Origin of the sequence: Serratia sp. 2C06 (assembly GCF_050037615.1) — a bacterium.
Classification (GTDB): domain Bacteria; phylum Pseudomonadota; class Gammaproteobacteria; order Enterobacterales; family Enterobacteriaceae; genus Serratia; species Serratia ureilytica.
Genome location: NZ_CP188299.1, coordinates 3820198 through 3839277 on the forward strand (window position 1 = coordinate 3820198; position 19080 = coordinate 3839277).

At 58.3% G+C, this 19080-nt stretch carries 19 protein-coding genes; 7 read left to right on the top strand and 12 right to left on the bottom strand.

Annotated elements, in window-relative coordinates:
• Positions 1-84: 84 nt before the first annotated feature.
• Positions 85-1068 carry a zinc transporter ZntB gene (zntB, locus tag ACP3TA_RS18815; RefSeq protein ID WP_033643224.1) on the bottom strand — a complete coding sequence of 328 codons (984 nt, stop codon included), beginning with the start codon at positions 1066-1068 and terminating at the stop codon, positions 85-87.
• 155 nt (positions 1069-1223) lie between these two features.
• Between zntB and ACP3TA_RS18820 the strand changes: the two genes are divergently transcribed.
• The 3 genes from ACP3TA_RS18820 (at position 1224) to ACP3TA_RS18830 (ending at position 3414) form a co-directional block, all read left to right on the top strand.
• Positions 1224-1928, top strand: a complete 705-nt coding sequence (locus ACP3TA_RS18820; RefSeq protein ID WP_033643225.1) for a hypothetical protein — start codon at positions 1224-1226, stop codon at positions 1926-1928.
• A complete protein-coding gene (locus ACP3TA_RS18825) occupies positions 1880-2971 on the top strand; it encodes a hypothetical protein (RefSeq protein WP_206196487.1) in 1092 nt (363 codons plus the stop codon). The genes ACP3TA_RS18820 and ACP3TA_RS18825 overlap by 49 nt, the downstream gene beginning before the upstream one ends.
• 194 nt (positions 2972-3165) lie before the next feature.
• Complete coding sequence (locus ACP3TA_RS18830) at positions 3166-3414, top strand: hypothetical protein (RefSeq protein ID WP_004930507.1); 249 nt, start codon at positions 3166-3168, stop codon at positions 3412-3414.
• A gap of 160 nt (positions 3415-3574) precedes the next feature.
• Here the strand turns inward: ACP3TA_RS18830 and ACP3TA_RS18835 are convergent, their stop codons facing one another.
• Together ACP3TA_RS18835 and ACP3TA_RS18840 are read right to left on the bottom strand one after the other, a co-directional pair.
• A complete protein-coding gene (locus ACP3TA_RS18835; RefSeq protein WP_206196486.1) occupies positions 3575-5209 on the bottom strand; it encodes a peptide ABC transporter substrate-binding protein in 1635 nt (544 codons plus the stop codon).
• Positions 5210-5367: 158 nt separating this feature from the next.
• Complete coding sequence (locus ACP3TA_RS18840) at positions 5368-5718, bottom strand: hypothetical protein (protein WP_025302994.1); 351 nt, start codon at positions 5716-5718, stop codon at positions 5368-5370.
• Positions 5719-5924: 206 nt separating this feature from the next.
• Here ACP3TA_RS18840 and mpaA point away from each other — a divergent pair, with 206 nt between their 5' ends.
• Positions 5925-6632 (top strand): murein tripeptide amidase MpaA, encoded by a 708-nt coding sequence (gene mpaA, locus ACP3TA_RS18845; RefSeq protein ID WP_033643228.1) that lies wholly within the window; start codon positions 5925-5927, stop codon positions 6630-6632.
• A 3-nt stretch (positions 6633-6635) separates the two neighbouring features.
• Here mpaA and ycjG read toward each other — a convergent pair whose 3' ends face one another.
• Positions 6636-7610 (bottom strand): L-Ala-D/L-Glu epimerase, encoded by a 975-nt coding sequence (ycjG, locus tag ACP3TA_RS18850; RefSeq protein ID WP_047575037.1) that lies wholly within the window; start codon positions 7608-7610, stop codon positions 6636-6638.
• Positions 7611-7835: 225 nt separating this feature from the next.
• On the opposite strand from ycjG, the gene tpx reads away from it, so the two are divergent.
• Positions 7836-8339, top strand: coding sequence for a thiol peroxidase (gene tpx, locus ACP3TA_RS18855; protein ID WP_004930536.1), 504 nt, complete (start codon positions 7836-7838; stop codon positions 8337-8339).
• 56 nt (positions 8340-8395) lie between these two features.
• Here tpx and tyrR read toward each other — a convergent pair whose 3' ends face one another.
• From tyrR to ACP3TA_RS18870, 3 genes are all read right to left on the bottom strand, one after another.
• The gene (gene tyrR / locus ACP3TA_RS18860) at positions 8396-9967 is read right to left on the bottom strand and encodes a transcriptional regulator TyrR (protein ID WP_033643230.1); all 1572 of its coding nucleotides are present in this window, start codon (positions 9965-9967) and stop codon (positions 8396-8398) included.
• Between the two features lie 313 nt (positions 9968-10280).
• Positions 10281-11342 (bottom strand): YcjF family protein, encoded by a 1062-nt coding sequence (locus ACP3TA_RS18865; protein WP_046687133.1) that lies wholly within the window; start codon positions 11340-11342, stop codon positions 10281-10283.
• On the bottom strand, positions 11339-12736 hold the full coding sequence (locus ACP3TA_RS18870) for a YcjX family protein (RefSeq protein WP_103101518.1): 1398 nt from the start codon (positions 12734-12736) through the stop codon (positions 11339-11341). The genes ACP3TA_RS18865 and ACP3TA_RS18870 overlap by 4 nt, the downstream gene beginning before the upstream one ends.
• Positions 12737-13044: 308 nt before the next feature.
• Here ACP3TA_RS18870 and ACP3TA_RS18875 point away from each other — a divergent pair, with 308 nt between their 5' ends.
• Positions 13045-14892: a hypothetical protein gene (locus ACP3TA_RS18875; protein ID WP_103101519.1), complete on the top strand. Its 1848-nt coding sequence runs from the start codon at positions 13045-13047 to the stop codon at positions 14890-14892.
• A 20-nt stretch (positions 14893-14912) separates the two neighbouring features.
• On the opposite strand, the gene pspD is transcribed toward ACP3TA_RS18875, so the two are convergent.
• From pspD to pspA, 4 genes are all read right to left on the bottom strand, one after another.
• Positions 14913-15176, bottom strand: a complete 264-nt coding sequence (gene pspD / locus ACP3TA_RS18880) for a phage shock protein PspD (RefSeq protein WP_071883554.1) — start codon at positions 15174-15176, stop codon at positions 14913-14915.
• A 96-nt stretch (positions 15177-15272) separates the two neighbouring features.
• Positions 15273-15632 carry an envelope stress response membrane protein PspC gene (gene pspC, locus ACP3TA_RS18885; protein ID WP_033643233.1) on the bottom strand — a complete coding sequence of 120 codons (360 nt, stop codon included), beginning with the start codon at positions 15630-15632 and terminating at the stop codon, positions 15273-15275.
• The gene (gene pspB, locus ACP3TA_RS18890; RefSeq protein WP_004930553.1) at positions 15632-15859 is read right to left on the bottom strand and encodes an envelope stress response membrane protein PspB; all 228 of its coding nucleotides are present in this window, start codon (positions 15857-15859) and stop codon (positions 15632-15634) included. The genes pspC and pspB overlap by 1 nt, the downstream gene beginning before the upstream one ends.
• A gap of 63 nt (positions 15860-15922) precedes the next feature.
• On the bottom strand, positions 15923-16588 hold the full coding sequence (gene pspA / locus ACP3TA_RS18895; protein ID WP_046687135.1) for a phage shock protein PspA: 666 nt from the start codon (positions 16586-16588) through the stop codon (positions 15923-15925).
• 184 nt (positions 16589-16772) lie between these two features.
• Between pspA and pspF the strand changes: the two genes are divergently transcribed.
• Positions 16773-17780, top strand: coding sequence for a phage shock protein operon transcriptional activator (gene pspF, locus ACP3TA_RS18900; protein ID WP_033650277.1), 1008 nt, complete (start codon positions 16773-16775; stop codon positions 17778-17780).
• 155 nt (positions 17781-17935) lie between these two features.
• Here pspF and ACP3TA_RS18905 read toward each other — a convergent pair whose 3' ends face one another.
• The gene (locus ACP3TA_RS18905) at positions 17936-19066 is read right to left on the bottom strand and encodes an MFS transporter (protein WP_046687137.1); all 1131 of its coding nucleotides are present in this window, start codon (positions 19064-19066) and stop codon (positions 17936-17938) included.
• Between the last annotated feature and the right edge of the window lie 14 nt (positions 19067-19080).

Consider the following 19080-nt stretch of genomic DNA (forward strand, 5'->3'; position numbering starts at 1 on the left):
TCACCTGCGAGAGAGATCATGCCCCATTTCCCCCGGCTAAATGTTGATTTTGCTCAATGTTAACCGGGTTTTCGTCATTTTCGCCTACAGCCAGCGGCTGCGCTTCAGCCACCAGGCGACGCCAAGCACCAACCCGACCAGCATCAGGCAAAATGCCGCGAAACCGAAGGGGTTGCCGCCGCCCGGTATGCCGCCAAGGTTGACGCCAAACAGCCCGGTCAGGAAGGTGGTCGGCAGAAATACCATCGCCAACAGCGACATGGTGTAAGTGCGGCGGTTCATCGCGTCGGCCATCACCGTGGTAATTTCGTCGGACAAGATGGCGGTGCGCGCGATGCTGCCGTCCAGATCGTCCAACCCGCGCCCCAGGCGATCCGCGATGTCCTGCATGCGGCGGCGATCGTCGTCGCTCATCCACGGCAGGCGGTCGCTGGCCAGCCGTGCGAAAACGTCACGCTGCGGCGCCATGTAACGGCGCAGCACGATAAGCTGTTTACGGATCAACGCCAGCTGGCCACGCTCCGGCACCTGCTGTTCCAGCAAGGCGTCCTCCAGATCGATAATCTTGTCGTGCAGATCCTCAATGAATTCGCTGGTGTGATCGGTCAACGCATCGGAAATCTCCACCAGCCAGTTGCCGCTGTTGGTCGGCCCGGCGCCGCTTTGCAAATCGTTCACCACCTGATCGATGGAATACACCTTGCGGTGCCGCGTGGAGATAATCAGTTTATCGGTGATGTACACGCGAATGGTGACCAACTGGTCCGGCCGTGAGTTGGCGTTAAAGTTGATGCTGCGCAGCGTGATCATGGTGCCTTCGCCCTGGCGGCTGACGCGCGGCCGTGAGCTTTCGCCGGAGAGCGCTTCGCGCACCGAGTCCGGCAGCAGCGGCGTGGTGCTCAGCCATTCGGCGCTGGCCGGGTGCGCGTAATCAAGATGCAGCCAGCAAGGCGCGTCGCAGGTGATCTTGTCATCCCGCTCGATCGGCGTGACGCCGCCCTTGCCATCCAGCTGGTAGGCGTAGACCGCGTCGGCGACCTGCAGCTCGCTCCCCTCAATCACATCCATTCATTTATCCCCTCAGTCTTGCTTATGTTGCTGAGTCTAGCGTTAACGCCTTGGAGATCAAAGACCAAGCTGTAACGCCAGTTTTCATGTTGTCCCATAAGCGTGGTCTATACTTCTGCTGCCAGGAACGCAAGACAGCCCGAGAGGAAACTCGCATGTTACAAATCAGCACCGCAGATATCTTGAAAATCGTCCTACCGACCGTCATTACGCTGTTTATCGCCGTGGTCAAAACGCCTTTTCGCATTCGGCGGGAAAACCACGATAAGCTGTTAAACCTGCTCGAATCCGTCGAGAAGCCCCAAAGCGCCCCCATACGTCTGTTGCGGTTTCGCGACTATATCGGCAACCGCAGCGCCGGCCTTGTTGCGCTGCAGCTGCTGCTGGCATTGCCGGATAGCGTAGCGGCGCTGGAACGCTATCGTTTCACCGGTGGCCGTCAGCAAATCTTGCGCGCCACGCCCGCAGGCTTCGTTTTGCGGCCAAGCGCCAATAACGCGTTCAAGCGTTTCTTGCTTTCCTGTCGCTATTTCTTGCTGTATTTGGTGTTCGTTACGTTGCTGGTGCTGTTCCCTGCGTTGACTCAATGGGGGCTGCAGCAGTTAGGGGTATTGATTACGCCCTATTCACTCCGCTATCTGCCTAATGCGCGCATCACCGACGGCTGGCAGCTGCTGTTCCCCGGTTTATTATTTATTATCATTATGTTCAGCCTGGCATACCTGACCTTCAGGCAGCTGGCACGCGCGGGCAACCTCAGTTCGGAACGCGCCTTTTATCGCTACTATCAACGAGCGCGTGAGGAACAACGATGCCGGGAAGTCCTGAGACAACTGCGCGCTGCGCTGCGCCGAACCTGACGAGAATGCGCCGCCTGCGCTGCATCGCAATGGCCGCCCTGCTGCTGTTCGGCCAATCGGCTCGTGCAGAGCCGGTGTTAGAACGCCTCGCCACACCCTATCACGCGCCGACGGCGGCGGGTTCACTGCCTTATTTTGTCGCGCACGCTCACTCCCCCCAGCCGCGCACCGCGCTGGTGGTGATGCACGGCCACCCGCGCGATGTCGCCAAGACATTGCAAGCGGCGATCGACGCCGCGCAGGGAGCGGGAGACAACAGCTTGCTGGTCGCCCCGCTGTTCCAGGTACCGGAGACGCTTGCCGCCCGCTGCCGTTCCGCCGGGCTGCCGGCGCCGCAAGAGGGGGACGCCCTGTGGCGCTGCGGCTCCTGGATCGAAGGCGGTTTGGATAATGGCGGGAAAACCGGCTCGTTCAACGCCATGGATAACCTGCTGGCCGATCTGAAACGGCGCTGGCCGTCGTTGCAGTCGATCACCGTCGCCGGTTTCTCCGCCGGCGCCCAATTCGTGCAGCATTATGTCGGCTTCGCCAACCCGCCGGACGGAGTGCGTCTGCGCTATGTCGTCGCCGATCCGGGCAGCTGGCTCTATTTTGACAACCTGCGTCCCCAGCCCCTTCACCCGGAGCGCTGTGGCAGTGAAAAAACCTGTCGCTTCCGCTGGCAAACGCTGGACGCCGGCCAGTGCCCGCAGGCTAACCAGTGGAAATATGGTCCGGAAGCGCTTCCCGCTCACCTGCAGCGCACCGCCGACGCAGCACGCCGGCGCTATGCGGCGGCGGATATCACCTACCTGGCCGCAGACGGTGATACCGGCACCGCGCCGGGGGCCTACGATCGGATACTCGACAAATCCTGCGCCGCCCAGCTGCAGGGCCCCTACCGGTTGCAGCGCGCCCTGGCCTATGCCGACTATGACCGGCGCTATCTGGCGCCGGAGAAGCCGCATCGGTTAACCCTCGTTCCCGGCTGCGGACACAACGTCGCCTGCGTCTTTCCCGCGCCGGCGGCCAGGCAAGCGCTGTTCTCCATTAATGCAGACTAATAATAACGGCATTGAAATAAACCATTGCCGATAAATCAGACAATATCGCCGATAAAGCGCTGGTAATGCCGTTATTATTATGACTTAACATATTGCTATCAATTTTAATTCAAAATGATAATAATAAATCAACACAAAGCTGTTTCAGCGCAAATTTTAGGGGCATATACTTTTCTCACTACGAGGAGGTAGTTATGTTACGCGACCATTTAAAAATAAACGCCAGCGATACGCTGGAAAAAATCAGCAATATCCATTTGCAAAACCAGGGCCAGGAAGAGATCAGTGAGTTTGTGGTGAAAAACGCAGCCGGCCTGCAGATTGGCAAGGTCTCCGTCCACGATCGTTTCAGTACCCGTCGTTCTTATCCCACCAGCTACCGCATTACTCAGACCGATATGAGCGGCCGCGTAGTGGTGGACGCCATGCGGGACTGTCTGTAAGCGTAACCGCTCTCTGAAATAGACAATATTAATGTGATGATGGCAACCCTGTTTATTATTAAACGGGGTTTATCGCGTGGAAAAATTAATTAGCCTCGTGGTTTCGCCGTCGAGAAAATAACGCCCCCGCATTACGCGGGGGTGAAAAAAACAAACCCAATCAGTGTTTGATAATATACATCGTTTGGCTATAGGCCACGTCTTCCGGATTGGTGATCGGGTAGCCTTTTACCCACGGTTTGATCAGGCGCCCGTTGGTGTACTGGTAAATCGGCGCGATCGGCGCCTGATCGGCAATGATTTGCTCCATCTTGTTATAATCGGCGGTCACCGCCGCCGGATTGGTTTCCCGCCCCGCCTGCGCCAGCAGCTTGTCGTAGTCCGCGTTCTTGAACTTGGCGATGTTGCCGCTGTGGGTCGATGTCAGCAGCGACAGGAAGGTCGACGCTTCGTTATAGTCACCCACCCAGGAGGCGCGGATCACGTCGAAATTGCCGGTATTTCGGCTATCGATATAGGTTTTCCACTCCTGATTCTGCAGCTTGACGTCAATGCCAAGCTTTTTCTTCCACATCGAGGCCACGGCGATGGCAATCTTCTGGTGGCTTTCCGAGGTGTTATACAGCAGCGTCAGCTTCAGCGGGTTGTTCGGGCCGTAACCGGCCGCCTGCAGCAACGCCTTGGCCTGCGCATCCAACTCCGCCTGCGATTGCTGTTGCAGCAAACTCGCTTCCGGTTTGAACCCGGCGGTGACATCCGGCGTGAAGTGATAGGCCGGTTTCTCACCGGTGCCCAGCACTTTTTCCGCGATAATCTTGCGATCGATGGCGTAGGACAAGGCCTGACGCACCCGCACGTCGTTGGTCGGCGCGCGTTGGGTATTGAACGCGTAGTAATAGGTGCCGAGCTGATCCGGGGTGTACACCTGCCCCGGAATGTCTTTCAGCAGCTTCTGATACATATTTTTCGGGAAGGATTCGGTGATGTCGATGTCACCCGCCAGGTAACGCTTGGTGGCGTTGGATTCCTGGTTGATCGGCACGAAGGTCACTTTGGTCAGCACGGTACGAGCATGGTCCCAGTAATGGTCGTTAGGCGTCAGCACCAGCTTCTCGTTCACCACCCGTTCCTGCAGTTTGAACGCGCCGTTACCCACCAGATTGCCGACCTTGGTCCAGTCGTTGCCGTATTTTTCCACCACCGTCTTATTCACCGGGAACAGGCTGAAGTTGGCCGTCAGGCTGACGAAGTACGGCACCGGCTTGTCCAGCTGCACTTTAAGCGTGTAGTCGTCCGGCGCCGACACGCCCAAACGATCGGCCGGCAGTTTGCCGCTGATGATCTGCTCGGCATTCTGGATCCCCGCCAGCTGCGCGAACCAGGCGAACGGCGACAGGTTTTTCGGTTCGACCAGCCGCTGCCAGCTGTAGACGAAGTCCTTTGCCGTGACAGGGTCACCATTTGACCATCGAGCGTCTTTGCGCAGATGGAAAATATAAGTCTGGTTGTCACTGGTCTGCCAGCGCGTGGCGACGCCGGGGATCACTTTCCCGTTGGCATCCTGATTGACCAGACCTTCGAACAGATCGCGCGCCAGCTGGGCCTCCGGCAGGCCTACCGCTTTAATCGGATCGAGCGAGGCCGGTTCGTCTTTAATGTGGCGCACGATTTCCTGTTTGGCCGCCAGCGCGGTGCCCGGGGGAACCTGCGCCGCCATGGCGCTGCTCATACAGGCGCCGATCGCCGCCGCGCAGAGCGCCAAACGAAAACCTCGTTGTATTTTTCTTCCTGTCATTATGATTTGCCCCCGTTAACCATCTGAATTTTTTATCATATAGCACAAGATCCGTCCGGCCTAGCGCTCACGGCCGAGAAGTTGCAAAAAGTGCGATTCAGGCAATAAAAAACCCGTGCGGCGCAGGGCGGCACGGGCGGTGTTTGCAGCGGCGACCGTCAGTCGTACAGGTGGATGCTGTTGATGCGGTAGCTGAACTCTTCGCCCTCTTCTTCATCGAACACGGTGAAAAAGCCTTTCTCAGCCAGCGGACGGGCTGAAATATCGGTTTTTTGCAGCTGACGCGCGTCGGCGTCGTCATAGCCGTAGTCGAGGTAGAAGACATCTTTTTGGTAATCGATATGCAGGGTGAACGGATAGTTCGATTCGTCCCCGCGCCCGTCGTCATTTTTCACCACGCCGAACCATTCCCCCTGACGGATCTGGTTTTCAGCGTCTACGCCGCACAGCAGCGTGATGGTGTCATTTTCATTTTCGCTATAGCTGGCGATGATTCTGGCTACTGGCATGTTAAATCCTCTTGCGGGTGATTGGCTTAGCTCTGCCGTTAGTATAACAACAGCCTCAGGCCAGGTGCGGTTTAATTGGCGTTTTCACCGCTATCGCATCACAGATCGCGCAAACGCCGCACAATTGCGATGGGAAAGATGTCTCAAAGCGTAATACACTGAATAAAATGACAATGACTCTCGGCCTTTAACTCAGGGACAACACCATGACCGAACATCGACCGCGCAGTGAACGTGGCCAGTTGGCCGTCGCAGGAGAGAACTACGGCAGCTCGCTGCTGGGCGCGCCGCTGCTCTATTTCCCGGCGGCGGTCAGCGGCCCGGAAACCGGGCTGATCATCGCCGGCACCCACGGCGATGAGAGCGCCGCCATCGTAACCCTGTCCTGCGCGCTGCGCAGCATCGCCCCCGAACAGTTGCGCCACCACGTGGTGCTGGCGGTCAACCCCGACGGCTGTCAGCTGGGGCTGCGCGCCAATGCCAACGGCGTCGATCTGAACCGCAACTTCCCGGCCGCCAACTGGCGCTCCGGGGACACCGTCTATCGCTGGAACAGCGCGGCGCCGGTGCGCGACGTCAGGCTCTCCACCGGCGGGCGTCCCGGCTCCGAACCGGAAACCCAGGCGCTGTGTCATCTGATCCATCGCCTGAAGCCGCATTGGGTGGTGTCGTTCCATGAGCCGCTGGCCTGCATCGAAGATCCCGCCAGCTCGCGGCTCGGCGTTTGGCTGTCGCACAAGTTCGAGCTGCCGCTGGTGACCAGCGTCGGCTATGAAACGCCCGGTTCGTTCGGCAGTTGGTGCGCGGATCTGTCGCTGCCGTGCATCACCGCCGAATTCCCGCCGATCTCCGCCGATGCCGCCAGCGAGCGCTACATCGACGCCATGACCGAACTGCTGACCTACCCGAATTAATCCCTACGGGGCGAGATCGACGATCGCCCCGCATTCGAACGCCAGACCCGGTTCGACGTCCCGCGCCAGCCAGGTCGGGCCGTCCAGATCGACGAAACGCGCCGCCGGCGCCAGCGGCAAGGCGGCGGATATCGCGCGCGACGTACACAACATGCAGCCGAGCATGATGGCGAATCCCTGTTCGCGCGCGGCCTGCGCCAGCGCCAGCGCCTCGGTCAAGCCGCCGGTTTTGTCCAGTTTGATGTTGACCATCTGATAGCGTTGCGCCAGCCGCGGCAGATCGGCGCGGGTGTGGCAGCTCTCATCGGCGCAGATCGGCAGCGGATGAATAAAGTGTTCCAATGCGGCGTCGTCACCGGCCGGCAGCGGCTGCTCCAGCATCGCTACGCCGAGATCGGCCAACAGCTGGCAGCGTGCCGCCAGCCCTTCCGCCTGCCAGGATTCATTGGCATCGACAATCAGCGTCGCCTGCGGCACCGCGGCGCGGATCGCCACCAGCCGCTCGCTGATATAGTGATCGTCGAGTTTGATCTTCAGCAGCGTGGCGCCCTGCCGCTCCAGCTCACGCGCGGCGAAGGCCATCGCTTCCGGCGTTCCGATGCTGACGGTCTGCGCCATACGGATCTGCGCCGGCGCCGTCACGCCGCTGCGCTGCCACAGGCTCTGCCCGTGCAGACCACACTCCAAATCCCACAGCGCCGAGTCCAGCGCGTTGCGGGCCGCGCCCGCCGGCATCCGCGTCAGTAGCTGTTCGCGGGTGATGCCTTGCGCGATCGCCGGCGCCATCTCAGCCAGCTGCGTCATCACCGATTCCTCGCTCTCGCCATAGCGCGGATACGGCGTGCATTCGCCGACGCCGCGCACGCCCTGCTGTTCGATTTCGACCACCACCACCCTGGCTTCGGTGCGGCTGCCGCGCGCGATCACGAAGGCGGTGTGCAGCGGCCAGGCTTCCGGGTAAAAACGCATGTCTCTCATAACGGCTCCTGAGCGAAAACTGCGCATCCAGGCAGGCTGATGCGCCGGTGATGTTTTATAGAACAGCCTAATATATACAACTATTTAGCAAACTTTGATATCCAATCCGCCCCGCTTGTCATAAACTGGCGTCAGGGTGTGAACCTGATGTTAACAGCCGCCGCCGGCGCGCCGTTTCATCAGGTTCATACCCTTTGTATAAACACCTGTAAAAGGAATCTAGCAATGACTCAGACAGTACATTTTCAAGGCAATCCGGTCAGCGTAGCGGGCAAACTGCCACAGCAGGGCGAACAGGCCAAGGCCTTCTCGCTGGTTGCCAAAGACCTGTCAGACGTAGCGCTGAGCAGCTTCGCGGGTAAACGCAAAGTCCTGAACATCTTCCCAAGCATCGATACCGGCGTCTGCGCGACGTCGGTGCGTAAATTCAACCAGTTGGCCAGCGGCCTGGATAACACCGTGGTGCTGTGCATCTCCGCCGATCTGCCGTTCGCCCAGTCTCGTTTCTGCGGCGCGGAAGGCCTGAGCAACGTGGTCACGCTGTCCACCCTGCGCGGCGCCGAGTTCAAACAGGCGTACGGCGTTGAAATCGCCGAAGGTCCATTGGCGGGCCTGACCGCGCGTGCGGTCGTGGTGCTGGATGGCCAGGACAACGTGCTGTACAGCGAGCTGGTGAACGAAATCACCACCGAGCCGGATTACGACGCGGCGCTGGCAGCGCTGAAATAATAAAGCCGGCGAACGCCGGCTTTGGATACACGGGAAGGCGCCGCAAGGCGCCTTTTTTATTCTTCGCCCTCAGCGCCGCCTTTGCGGCTGCTCAGGCCATATTCGCGCAGCTTGTTGGCGATGGCGGTATGGGAAACGCCCAACCGCTTCGCCAGCTTGCGGGTGCTGGGATAGGTGCGATACAGGCGCGTCAGCACCGAGCGCTCGAAACGCTTGCTGATGTCGTCCAGCGAACCGTCCAGCACCTCGTCGCCCAGCGACATCTCCACCTCGAACTCCGGCAACACGATATCCTGCGGCCGCAGTTCGTAGCCTTCGGTTTGCGTCAGTGCGCGGTAGATGGCGTTTTTCAGCTGGCGCACGTTGCCCGGCCAGCCGTATTTGCTGAGGAAGCTACCCAGATCGTTCGCCAGCTTGGGCCGCGCCACGCCCTGCTCATCGGCGAAGCGCGCCACGAACAGCTCGGTCAGCGGCATGATGTCCTGCGGACGTTCGCGCAGCGGCGGAATGGTGATGGTCAGCACGTTGAGGCGATAATAGAGGTCTTCGCGGAATTCGCCGCGCTGCACCAGCTCGGTCAGGTTCTTCTGGGTGGCGCAGATCACGCGCACGTCGACGTGCACCTCATGCTCTTCGCCGACCCGGCGGAACGTGCCGTCATTGAGAAAACGCAACAGTTTGGTCTGCATGCGCGGCGACATTTCGCCAATCTCATCCAGCAGCACCGAACCGCCGTTGGCCTGCTCGAAGAAGCCCTTTTTGCCTTCCAGCGCGTTGGGATAAGCGCCCGGCGCATGGCCGAACAGCTCGCTCTCCACCACGTCATCCGGCAGCGCGGCGCAGTTCAGCGCCAGGAACGGCTGTTTGCCGCGCGGGCTGCGCAGGTGGCAGGCGCGAGCCAGAATATCCTTGCCGGTGCCGGTATCGCCCACGATCAGCAGCGGCGCATCGAGCATCGCCAGTTTGCGCGCCTGCTCCAGCACGTGACGCATCTTGGCGCTCACCGCGACGATGTGATCGAATTCGGTATCGTCGTTCACCGACAGATTTTGCAGTTGGCGACCCATGCGCGCGGTGGACTTCAACATCACCACCGCGCCGACCGCAGCCGGCTGTTGCTGTTCGTCCTCCAGATAGATAGGCGTAATGTCCATCAGGAAGTCCTGGCTGCGGATCACCACCCGTTCTGAGTGCGGCGCCGTATGCTCACTCTCCAGCCAGCGGCTGAAGTTATAGCCGCCGATCAGCGCCCCGGCGGTCTGGTTGCGGATCTTGTCTTCGTTCAGGCTGAACAACGCCAGCGCCGCCGGATTGGCCAGCTCGACCTTGCCCTTCATGTCGATAGAGAACACCGGCTCCGGCATCGACTCCAGCAGCGCACGCAGCGCGCGATGCTCGCGTTCGGAAGGCATAAAGCTGACGGTGCGCACGTCGGTCACGCCGGCGATGCGGCGGATCTCCGCCATCAGCGCGCGGAAAGTATCGAAGTCCAGCTGGGAGAAATTGAGGTAAATGCGGCCGATGGGATCGATCTCGATGCCACGTAAGTCAATGCTGCGCGATACCAAAAGATCGAGTAATTCTCGAGTGAGACCGAGGCGGTCTTCGCAAAATACTTCCAAACGCATCAGTGTTGGCCTTATCTCTGCAGGTGCGGGGATCGTTAGCGATGATGATACTCCCTCGCACCGGGCGGTAGAAGCGATCTGTCAGCAAAAGTTGACAGAACTCTGATTTATTGCCGTGGTTGCTGATTTTAAACGCAAGCGAATAACAGCATCGGCGTCATTTTAGCCCACAAACAGAGAGTTATCACAAACAGAATTAATTTTGCAGATATTTATCACGCAAGCGCAGGGGGATCGACTATCGTCAAGTCTCGATTACGTCCGGCGTTGGCGCCGGTGAAATAACGGCGCTGCCAGGAGCGCCGTCGCGGGGTTATTTGGCCTTGTCGTCGCTCTTTTTCAGCGTGTCTTTCAACTGGCCGATCAGCTGGCTGCGGAAATCGCCAAGCTTCGGTTTTTCCCCTTCCAGCCACGGCAGCGGGCGACACAGTTCCATCGCCTTGATGCCCAGCCGCGCGGTCAACAACCCGGCGCCGATGCCCTGCGCCGCGCGCGCCGACAGCCGCGCCGCCAGATCCTGCGACATCCAGTCCATGCCCACTTCGCGCACCAGTTCGGAAGCGCCGGCGAAGGCGATGTTGAGCAGCACCAGCCGGAACAAACGAATGCGGCTGAAGTAGCCCAGTTCAATGCCGTACAGCGCGGCGATGCGGTTAATCAAACGGATGTTGCGCCAGGCGATAAACGCCATATCCACCAGCGCCAACGGGCTGACGGCAATCATCAGCGTCGATTCGGCGGCGGAGCGGCTGATTTCGCGCCGCGCTTGGTTGTCGAGCACCGGCTGCACCAGTTTGGCGTACAGCTCCACCACTTCACGGTCATTTTGGGTTTCATGCAGCGAGGCCTGCCAACGCTGCAGCGCCGGATGCCCCTGATCCAGCCCGGCCTGGCGCGCCAGCTTCTCGCAGAATTCGCGCCCTTGCCCCAGTCCGTGGCTGTGCAACAGCTCGCGCGCCACGTCGCGCTCTTCCGCGCGCTGGCGCAGCCGATACAAACGCCGCCATTCGGTGACCACCGAACCGACGCCGGCGAACACGATCAGGCCGCCGGCCACGCCGCCACCCATGGCGATCCAGTCCTGCTGCACCCAGGCGGTATGCACCCACTGCACGCCCTGCGCCACCACGCTGACGCCGAACAGCGCCAGCCCGGCGGTGACCATTTTGCGCCACAGGCTGCGTTTCGGCTTCAGCGCAGCGTTGATGATGCCCTCGGCGCGCCCTTCTTCCTCCTCCTGCTGCAGCTCCGGCGCCGCCGGAAAGAAGCTCTCCGCCTGCTCGGCGTCGAAAGCGACGCCGGCGCGCAACGTCGGTTCCTGCGGCGGCTGCAACGGCTCGTCAAAATCGATACGCGGTTTGATCGGCTCGCTCATCGCAATTTGTCTCCCAGTAAAAATTCCATCACCGCATCCAGACGGATATGCGGCAACGGGCTGTCCACGCTCATGGCACGCGGGCGAAACTCATCGAAGTGAAATCCCTGGCTCTGCCAGAACGTCGGCCCCGGCAAACGGGCCGGCACTTCGCCGGGGAACACCGTCAGCGGCGCGCCGTCGCTGAGGCGATTGCCCTTCAGCGCCGGAATACGCTGCCCCTGATGATCGACAATGCCGCTCTCGGTCGCCTGCACCGAGGCCAGGCCGACGCAATCCATGCTGATGCCTTCGAACGCCGCGTTCTGCCACGCCTCTTGCACCAGCTGTTGCAGCAACGACACCAGATTGGCGTGCTGATCGGCGGTGATGTGGTCCGCCTTGGTGGCGGCGAACATCAGTTTGTCGATGGTCGGCGAGAACAAGCGGCGAAACAGCGTGCGTTTGCCGTAATGGAAACTCTGCATCAGTTGGGTCAGCGCCAGGCGCATGTCGTTGAACGCCTGCGGGCCGCTGTTGAGCGGCTGCAGGCAGTCAACCAGCACGATTTGCCGATCGAAACGGACAAAATGCTCTTTATAGAAGTTTTTGACGATCGACTGACAGTAATAATTGAACCGAGCGCGCAGCATGCCGATATTGGTGTGTTTGTCGGCCTGCGCCAGTTTCGACTCGCCCGCCGCGGCAACATCGGGCCACGGGAAAAACTGCAGCGCCGGCGCGCCGGCCATGTCGCCCGGCAGCACAAAACGGCCCGGCTGAATGAAGTGCAGACCTTCGCTTTTACAGCGCAACAGATAATCGGTGTAGGCCTGGGCGATCGCCGCCAGGCGATTTTCGTCGGCCGGGGCCAGCGGATCGCAGGTTTTACACAGGTCAAGCCAGGGCTTGGCCCATTCGGCGCGTTCCCCCTGCAGCAGCCCGGTCATCTGCCGCGACCAGGCCAGGTAATCCTGCTCGAGCATCGGCAGATCCAGCAACCATTCGCCCGGATAATCGACGATCTCCAGGTACAGCGTGGAGGTGTCTTTGAAATGGCGCAGCAACGAGTCGTTGGAGCGGTAGCGCAGCGCCAGTCGGATTTCGCTGACGCCGCGCGTCGGCGTCGGCCAGGCCGGCGGCGCGCCGTACAGCTGCGCCAGCCCTTCGTCGTAGGTGAAACGTTGGATGCCGAGATCGCGCTGCGGGATGCGCTTGACGCCCAGCAGGCGTTCTTCGCGCACCGGTGAAAACAGCGGCATGCGCGCGCCGCTGTGCACATGCAGCAGTTGATTGACGAAGGCGGTGATAAAGGCGGTTTTGCCGCTGCGGCTCAGGCCGGTCACCGCCAGGCGCAGATGGCGATCCATTCCGCGGTTGACCAGCGAGGTTAACTCATTTTGCAGTCGTTTCATTTTGCCTGGAGTCGCATCCTTTTATTCACTAAAACATGCAGTTACACGGTAACACTTCGCTAACCACATGGCCTATGCTCACTATTATAGCCACAAGCAGAGTGAGATTTGCCACAGATGAAAATTGCCACCTTCTCAACTTAACCGACAACGCTTTGTGTAAGACATAGCCGAGCAACCTAATATCGCCCCCTATACAAAGACGAGATAGTATTACCCCCACAGGAATAATCACAATCACTCGTACTAACGATACAACCCCTTCATCAAAACGTTTATGTCAATACGAATACTAACCGGAGAATCCGATGAGCACAATTAATTTCGAGCGCGACCTGACCATTATAAATTCGATGGCAACACTTAAAAACACCCAACCAGAATATGACGGTCAACGCATAATCTTAACCGAGTATTATCAAGGAAAGGGTAAAGGTGGCGGTGTATTTACAGGACATACCAACGCGGTAAATGCCATTGACGACGGTGGCTATTCGACGCTTAAAGTCAATCAATCCCCAGCAGCGTGGTATCGTAATGACTTAACCCAGCTTTCTTTATACGACGGGGGATGTGATCTTACTCTTGACGATAATGGCCCCCTGATTCAAAACATTGCACTGATCAGAGGTGAACGCTCCGTAAAGATTCCAAGCGGCTATTGGAATATTAAAACACCGGTCGTCTTTCCAGCCAACAGTGGAATTTCCCTTTACGGTGAAAGCAGTTACAACGGTCGTGCCGTGTTCGTCTACAACGGACAAGACTTGGCAGAACAGACTGATATAACAGGGATTATAACCATCGACGCCGCTCAGGGAGAAATAACCTATAGCGGTGTCAGTTTCAGAAACTTCCAGCTAAGGGGAAATAACAAGACGATTTGCGGACTGAGTATAAAATACGCAAGCTATGTGCACGCCCAGAATGTAAGCATTCTTTACTGTCGGGGAGCCGGTCTTTATTTAGATAAGGTTCAGGATAGTTACTTCAAATTCGTCGAGGTTCAAGGCTGCGGCAGAACGTCGGGAGATTATGATAACTACCTGGACATCACTGACTTCAATAAGATGCTTCTTGCCCCCATTCATTTAACATCAACAATGCAAAATGACCACTGCAACATGTTACGATTCGAAGATTGTCAATGGGAAGCCAATTTGATAAGCCCGACTATCTATGTTAACGGTGGAATAGGACTTTGGTTTAAAAACCTACATATGGAACATCGAACCGGCCCGCTTCAAAAATTGATCGGCAACAATCCCAATGCCAGCTGTCTATTATATATGAATAATTCTGGCGAAGTTTACCTCAATGAAGTTCAGGCATCAGAGATAAAACACTTAGTCTATAGCTCTGGATACGGTGTTTTATATGCTACAAATATTAATCGAGGAGGGAATATTACTCACGCAGCATCAGGCAAAAAATTCAATGTGTTCATGAATGGGTGCTGGCTTCAGGATATGGACTTTTCATCCAGTGTAAAAGCCATGATCAGCAATTGCCGACTAGCCAGTTTGACCTGGCGATACCCTGCTTATCCAAGTACTATTTCGGACACCCACTTTTCCGGCAACGTTGCTCTGACAGAAGATGGAGCCAACCCACGTATCGATTTGGTCGACTGCCAGTATGGCAGCGTGAAAAGCAATACCAGCAATCTACGTTTCCTCGGCGGGCGTTGCTCGGGAGATTTTTACTATGTCTCACGATCGGGGGCTGGCTCGGTCATTGACGTTGACGTTGAAGGCAACACGACCATCAGCACCAGTTACGGCTGTTCATATCAGCCTGGAAAATCCAACTATACCGCAGTACGGATCGCCGACGGCCCCAAAGAGCTCGGCGGCGTAATGCGCCCCATTGGTTCCGAATGGTTCAATACTGCTGTGGCCGGTGACGAAGAAGGTGCCATCTATAGCTGGGTGAAAACGACTACCGGGTGGCGCCCCTCCAGTCGCATCAGTCGTTTCGGCACGAGCTTATCTTCCATGACGTTTGCTCAACTTCCTGCTGCGAATGTTTGCAAAGGCACCGCTATTTTTTGCACCAATACCGCAGCAAATCCATCGGCACAGGCAATCATAAGCAACGGTTCGAATTGGGTCTATTTGGCAACCCCGGGGACAAAAGTCACCGCAGCGAATTGAATGAACGATATCATGCCGCCCTACTTGGGTGGCATCTTCTCTCCCGCCACGTAACGCCCGAATGCCTTGTTCAGGCCTTTACGGAACAGCGGTTCCAGCACCAGCGCCAGCACGAAGCGCACCGGTTTGCGGCCGACGGTCTTCAACAGCCAGCCGGCGGCGCCCGCCGGGCCATAGTTCAATAACGCTATGATGATGACTTTAGCCAATGTCTTCAACATTGCCGCCGCTCCTGATTTAAATCCACCCGTTCTGGTGGCGTTCGCGACATCAATTTTATTCATGACAATGCCCTCCGGCACAAGACGATTAAGATGACCTTCAACGGGATGACGGCGGCGAGATATCCGGCCTGCACAGGCCGGATATCGCAAGAAGAGTTACAGCTTGCGGAAGCGGCTCTGAACGCCGAAGGTGTCGGACGTCACGTAACGCTCGACCTGACGCAGCTGCTGTTCGCCGCTGCCCAGCTCATATTCCAGCTGATCGAGCAACTGGCGCGGCGTCTTCTGATGCTCGCCCTCGAAACGGCTGGCCGGCGCTTCGTCCAACACGAACACCAGCGCGATATAGGCCACCAGCGTGAAGAAAAACAGCCCAAAGAACAGCGACAGCACCACCATCACGCGGATCAGGCGCACCGGCACGTCGAAATAGTGAGCCAGACCGGCGCAGACGCCTTTTACCATGCCTTCTTCGGGTACGCGATAAAGCTTTTTACTGCCCAGCGTCATGCTCATCAGGACTGTCTCCAGTTCGGGTGTTCCGCATCGAGGATCTCTTCCAGCGCCTGAATGCGTTCACGCATGCGTTTGGCGTCTTCCGCCAGCTGCGCCAGGCGCTGCATTTCTTGCTGACTCAGCTGGATGCCGGTCTGTTGCCGATTGCTGTAATGCAGCCAAAGCCAAATCGGCGCGACAAACAGCACGAAAATTGTCAGCGGAATGGCAAGTAATAAAGCACTCATTGTTATTCCTTCTTATCGGATCCTGGATAGGCGGCCACCTCCGGCGTGTGGCCGCGGTTCGCCTTACTCGGAGCGGTTCATCTTGGCTTTCAGCGCCGCCAGTTGCTCACTGATGGCGTCATCGGCTTTCAGCTCGGCAAACTCCTGGTCCAGCGACTTCTTTTTACCGATGCCGATGCTTTCCGCTTCGGCTTCCATATGGTCGATGCGACGTTCGAACTGTTCGAAACGCGCCATCGCCTCATCCAGCTTGCCGCTGTCGAGCTGACGGCGCACCTCGCGCGAGGAAGATGCGGCCTGATGGCGCAGCGCCAGCGCCTGCTGCCGCGCGCGGGTTTCGGTCAGCTTGTTTTCCAGCTCACCGATTTCGCTCTTCATGCGCGCCAGCGTTTCTTCTACGGTCGCCACTTCCTGCGTCAGCGTGGCGATCAGGTCGGCAACCTTTTGTTTTTCGATCAGCGCCGCGCGGGCCAAGTCTTCTTTATCTTTGCGCAGCGCCAGCTCGGCTTTTTCCTGCCAGTCGCTTACCTGGCTTTCACCCTGCTCGATGCGACGCAGCAACTGCTTTTTCTCCGCCAGCGCGCGCGCCGACGTAGAACGGACTTCAACCAGCGTGTCTTCCATCTCTTGGATCATCAACCGCACCAGCTTCTGCGGATCTTCCGCCTTGTCCAGCAGGGTGTTGATGTTGGCGTTCACGATGTCGGCAAAACGAGAAAAAATACCCATAATTCACTTCCTCTTGGTTCTGATGGCGTCTGAGGCGCCGCGTTAAGTCGTACAGCTTGCCCAAAGAGATATTCAAAACCCGTGCCAACTTTTATCTAATTGAAAAACAACAACTCTTTATTTTTGACTCTCTGCGCGCTTGCTGTAGAGTGATTATTTTCACCAAACATTGGCGAATTTCATCATGAACGAACAGCCAGAGAATTTGTTGGGCGAAGCAAACGCCTTTGTCGAAGTATTGGAGCAAGTCTCCCAGGTGGCAAAGCTGAACAAACCGGTGCTGGTGATCGGCGAGCGCGGCACCGGTAAAGAGCTGATCGCCCATCGTCTGCACTACCTCTCCAACCGTTGGCAAGGGCCGTTCATCTCGCTCAATTGTGCGGCGCTGAATGAAAACCTGCTGGATTCCGAGCTGTTCGGCCACGAGGCCGGCGCCTTTACCGGTGCGCAGAAACGTCATCTGGGCCGCTTCGAGCGCGCCGACGGCGGCACGCTGTTCCTCGATGAGCTGGCGACTGCGCCAATGCTGGTGCAGGAGAAATTGCTGCGGGTGATCGAATACGGCCAACTGGAACGCGTGGGCGGCAGCCAGCCGCTGCGGGTAGATGTGCGCCTGGTGTGCGCCACCAACGACGATCTGCCGGCGCTGGCGGCGGCGGGCAAGTTCCGCGCCGATCTGCTGGATCGGCTGGCGTTCGACGTGGTGCAGCTGCCGCCGCTGCGCCAACGCCGGCCCGACATCATGCTGCTGGCCGAGCACTTCGCCATTCAAATGTGCCGCGAGCTGGCGCTGCCGCTGTTTCCCGGCTTTACCGAACGCGCCAGGCAGACGTTGCTCAACTACGGCTGGCCGGGCAACGTGCGCGAACTGAAAAACGTGGTGGAACGTTCGGTCTATCGTCACGGCGACAGCGACAACCCGCTGGATGAGATCGTCATCAACCCGTTTGCGCCACGCGAGGCCACGCCGCTTACGCCTGCCCCTGAAGGCGCCGGCGCGTTGCCGGCGCTGCCGCTCGAGCTGAAAAACTGGCAGTTGGAGCAAGAGAAGGCGCTGATCGAAGCAGCGCTGCAGCAAGGGCGATTCAACCAGCGCAAGGCGGCGCAGCTGCTGGGGCTCACTTACCACCAGTTGCGCGGCATGCTGAAAAAGCATGCGCTGCTGCAAAACGGCGAGCAAGACGAGGATTAGCAACGCGGGGATTGGGTGCCGGTCTTTCCCGGCCGTCAGCTATTAGCCCCAGGTTGAGAGATGTGGCCTGAGAACGGCCGCCTGGAGAGGCCGGCCTTTCTCGACGGTCACGTCTATCTGCGAATAACCCGCCGATGAATCACCTTCTTGTAAGATCACAGCGGTATTTTTCCTGCCCGATAAATAACGCCGAGCGACAACGCGACGCAGACCAGAAAGGCATAGCGCAAACCGACAGTTTCGGATAAGAACCCGATTAACGGCGGCCCGATCAGCGTCCCCAGAAAACCGATGGTCAGCACTGCCGCGATGGCGGCGCTTGGCGCCATGGAAGAAGACCTTGCGGCCGCCCCCGCAACCAGCGGAATAATGGCGCAAATGCCAAGCCCAACCAGGAAAAAACCGATTATCGACGTCACCAAACCCGGTAACCAGGTCGTTAGCGTCATGCCGGTGAATGCCAGCATCCCGCCCCATTGCAACGTTCTTCTCACTCCGATCCGATCCACGAACCGGTTCAGCATGAGCCGGCCGATCGTCATGGCCGCCATAAATACCGTAAAACCCAGGCCGATGTATTTTCGATCGACCGAGACGACGTCCTGAAAATAAACGACGCTCCAGTCATACATAATGCCCTCACAAGCCATCGAGCAGAAAACGATCAGGCCATAGTTGAACAGCGAGCGGTCCGGGATGGCGAAAGCGCGCCCGGTCTGTTCCAGTTCCGGTTTGTCGAACAATGCCCGCCGACACAGCAAGGCGGACATCAGAGCCACCGCCGCTATGCCCGCAAAGTGCAGCGGCAAGGCGACATCCCGACCGATCATTAACGCCCCGATCCCTGCGCCGACGAACCCCGCCACGCCCCATATACCGTGAAAGAACGGCAGCCTCGTTTTACCGCTGACCGCCTCGGCGATACTGGCCTGCATGTTGTTCGAGACATTGACCGCGCTGTAAGCGAACCCGCATAAAAACAGCAGCACCGCCAGTTGTAGGACCGTCGCGGCGAAGGGCACCAGAAGCAAAAGCGTGGCGTTGATCAGAATAGCCGCGACGCCGACCACCCTGCTGCCGAGTTTGGCGATCGCCCATCCCGATATCGGCAGCGACACGACCACGCCGGCCGACATGGCGAACAGGACGGTACCGAATACGCCGTCAGACAACGCAAGCCCTCCCTTGATCGTCGCCATCCTTGAACTCAAACTGCCGAAACACAGCCCCAGCATGAAAAACATGCTGGATATCGCCAGATTTTTTTCTTTCATCATCGACATCATGGGCTCCCCCTTAT

Excerpts from the sequence above, each read along its gene's own strand:
- ACP3TA_RS18835 (WP_206196486.1), bottom strand. The coding sequence starts at position 5,209 with ATGACAGGAAGAAAAATACAACGAGGTTTTCGTTTGGCGCTCTGCGCG.
- pspC (WP_033643233.1), bottom strand. The coding sequence starts at position 15,632 with ATGAGCATGACGCTGGGCAGTAAAAAGCTTTATCGCGTACCCGAAGAA.
- ACP3TA_RS18870 (WP_103101518.1), bottom strand. The coding sequence starts at position 12,736 with ATGAAACGACTGCAAAATGAGTTAACCTCGCTGGTCAACCGCGGAATG.
- ACP3TA_RS18840 (WP_025302994.1), bottom strand. The coding sequence starts at position 5,718 with ATGCCAGTAGCCAGAATCATCGCCAGCTATAGCGAAAATGAAAATGAC.
- tpx (WP_004930536.1), top strand. The coding sequence starts at position 7,836 with ATGACTCAGACAGTACATTTTCAAGGCAATCCGGTCAGCGTAGCGGGC.
- ACP3TA_RS18830 (WP_004930507.1), top strand. The coding sequence starts at position 3,166 with ATGTTACGCGACCATTTAAAAATAAACGCCAGCGATACGCTGGAAAAA.
- mpaA (WP_033643228.1), top strand. The coding sequence starts at position 5,925 with ATGACCGAACATCGACCGCGCAGTGAACGTGGCCAGTTGGCCGTCGCA.
- pspD (WP_071883554.1), bottom strand. The coding sequence starts at position 15,176 with ATGAATAAAATTGATGTCGCGAACGCCACCAGAACGGGTGGATTTAAA.
- ACP3TA_RS18865 (WP_046687133.1), bottom strand. The coding sequence starts at position 11,342 with ATGAGCGAGCCGATCAAACCGCGTATCGATTTTGACGAGCCGTTGCAG.
- ACP3TA_RS18875 (WP_103101519.1), top strand. The coding sequence starts at position 13,045 with ATGAGCACAATTAATTTCGAGCGCGACCTGACCATTATAAATTCGATG.
- ACP3TA_RS18820 (WP_033643225.1), top strand. The coding sequence starts at position 1,224 with ATGTTACAAATCAGCACCGCAGATATCTTGAAAATCGTCCTACCGACC.
- tyrR (WP_033643230.1), bottom strand. The coding sequence starts at position 9,967 with ATGCGTTTGGAAGTATTTTGCGAAGACCGCCTCGGTCTCACTCGAGAA.
- pspA (WP_046687135.1), bottom strand. The coding sequence starts at position 16,588 with ATGGGTATTTTTTCTCGTTTTGCCGACATCGTGAACGCCAACATCAAC.
- zntB (WP_033643224.1), bottom strand. The coding sequence starts at position 1,068 with ATGGATGTGATTGAGGGGAGCGAGCTGCAGGTCGCCGACGCGGTCTAC.
- ACP3TA_RS18905 (WP_046687137.1), bottom strand. The coding sequence starts at position 19,066 with ATGATGTCGATGATGAAAGAAAAAAATCTGGCGATATCCAGCATGTTT.
- ycjG (WP_047575037.1), bottom strand. The coding sequence starts at position 7,610 with ATGAGAGACATGCGTTTTTACCCGGAAGCCTGGCCGCTGCACACCGCC.
- pspB (WP_004930553.1), bottom strand. The coding sequence starts at position 15,859 with ATGAGTGCTTTATTACTTGCCATTCCGCTGACAATTTTCGTGCTGTTT.
- pspF (WP_033650277.1), top strand. The coding sequence starts at position 16,773 with ATGAACGAACAGCCAGAGAATTTGTTGGGCGAAGCAAACGCCTTTGTC.
- ACP3TA_RS18825 (WP_206196487.1), top strand. The coding sequence starts at position 1,880 with ATGCCGGGAAGTCCTGAGACAACTGCGCGCTGCGCTGCGCCGAACCTG.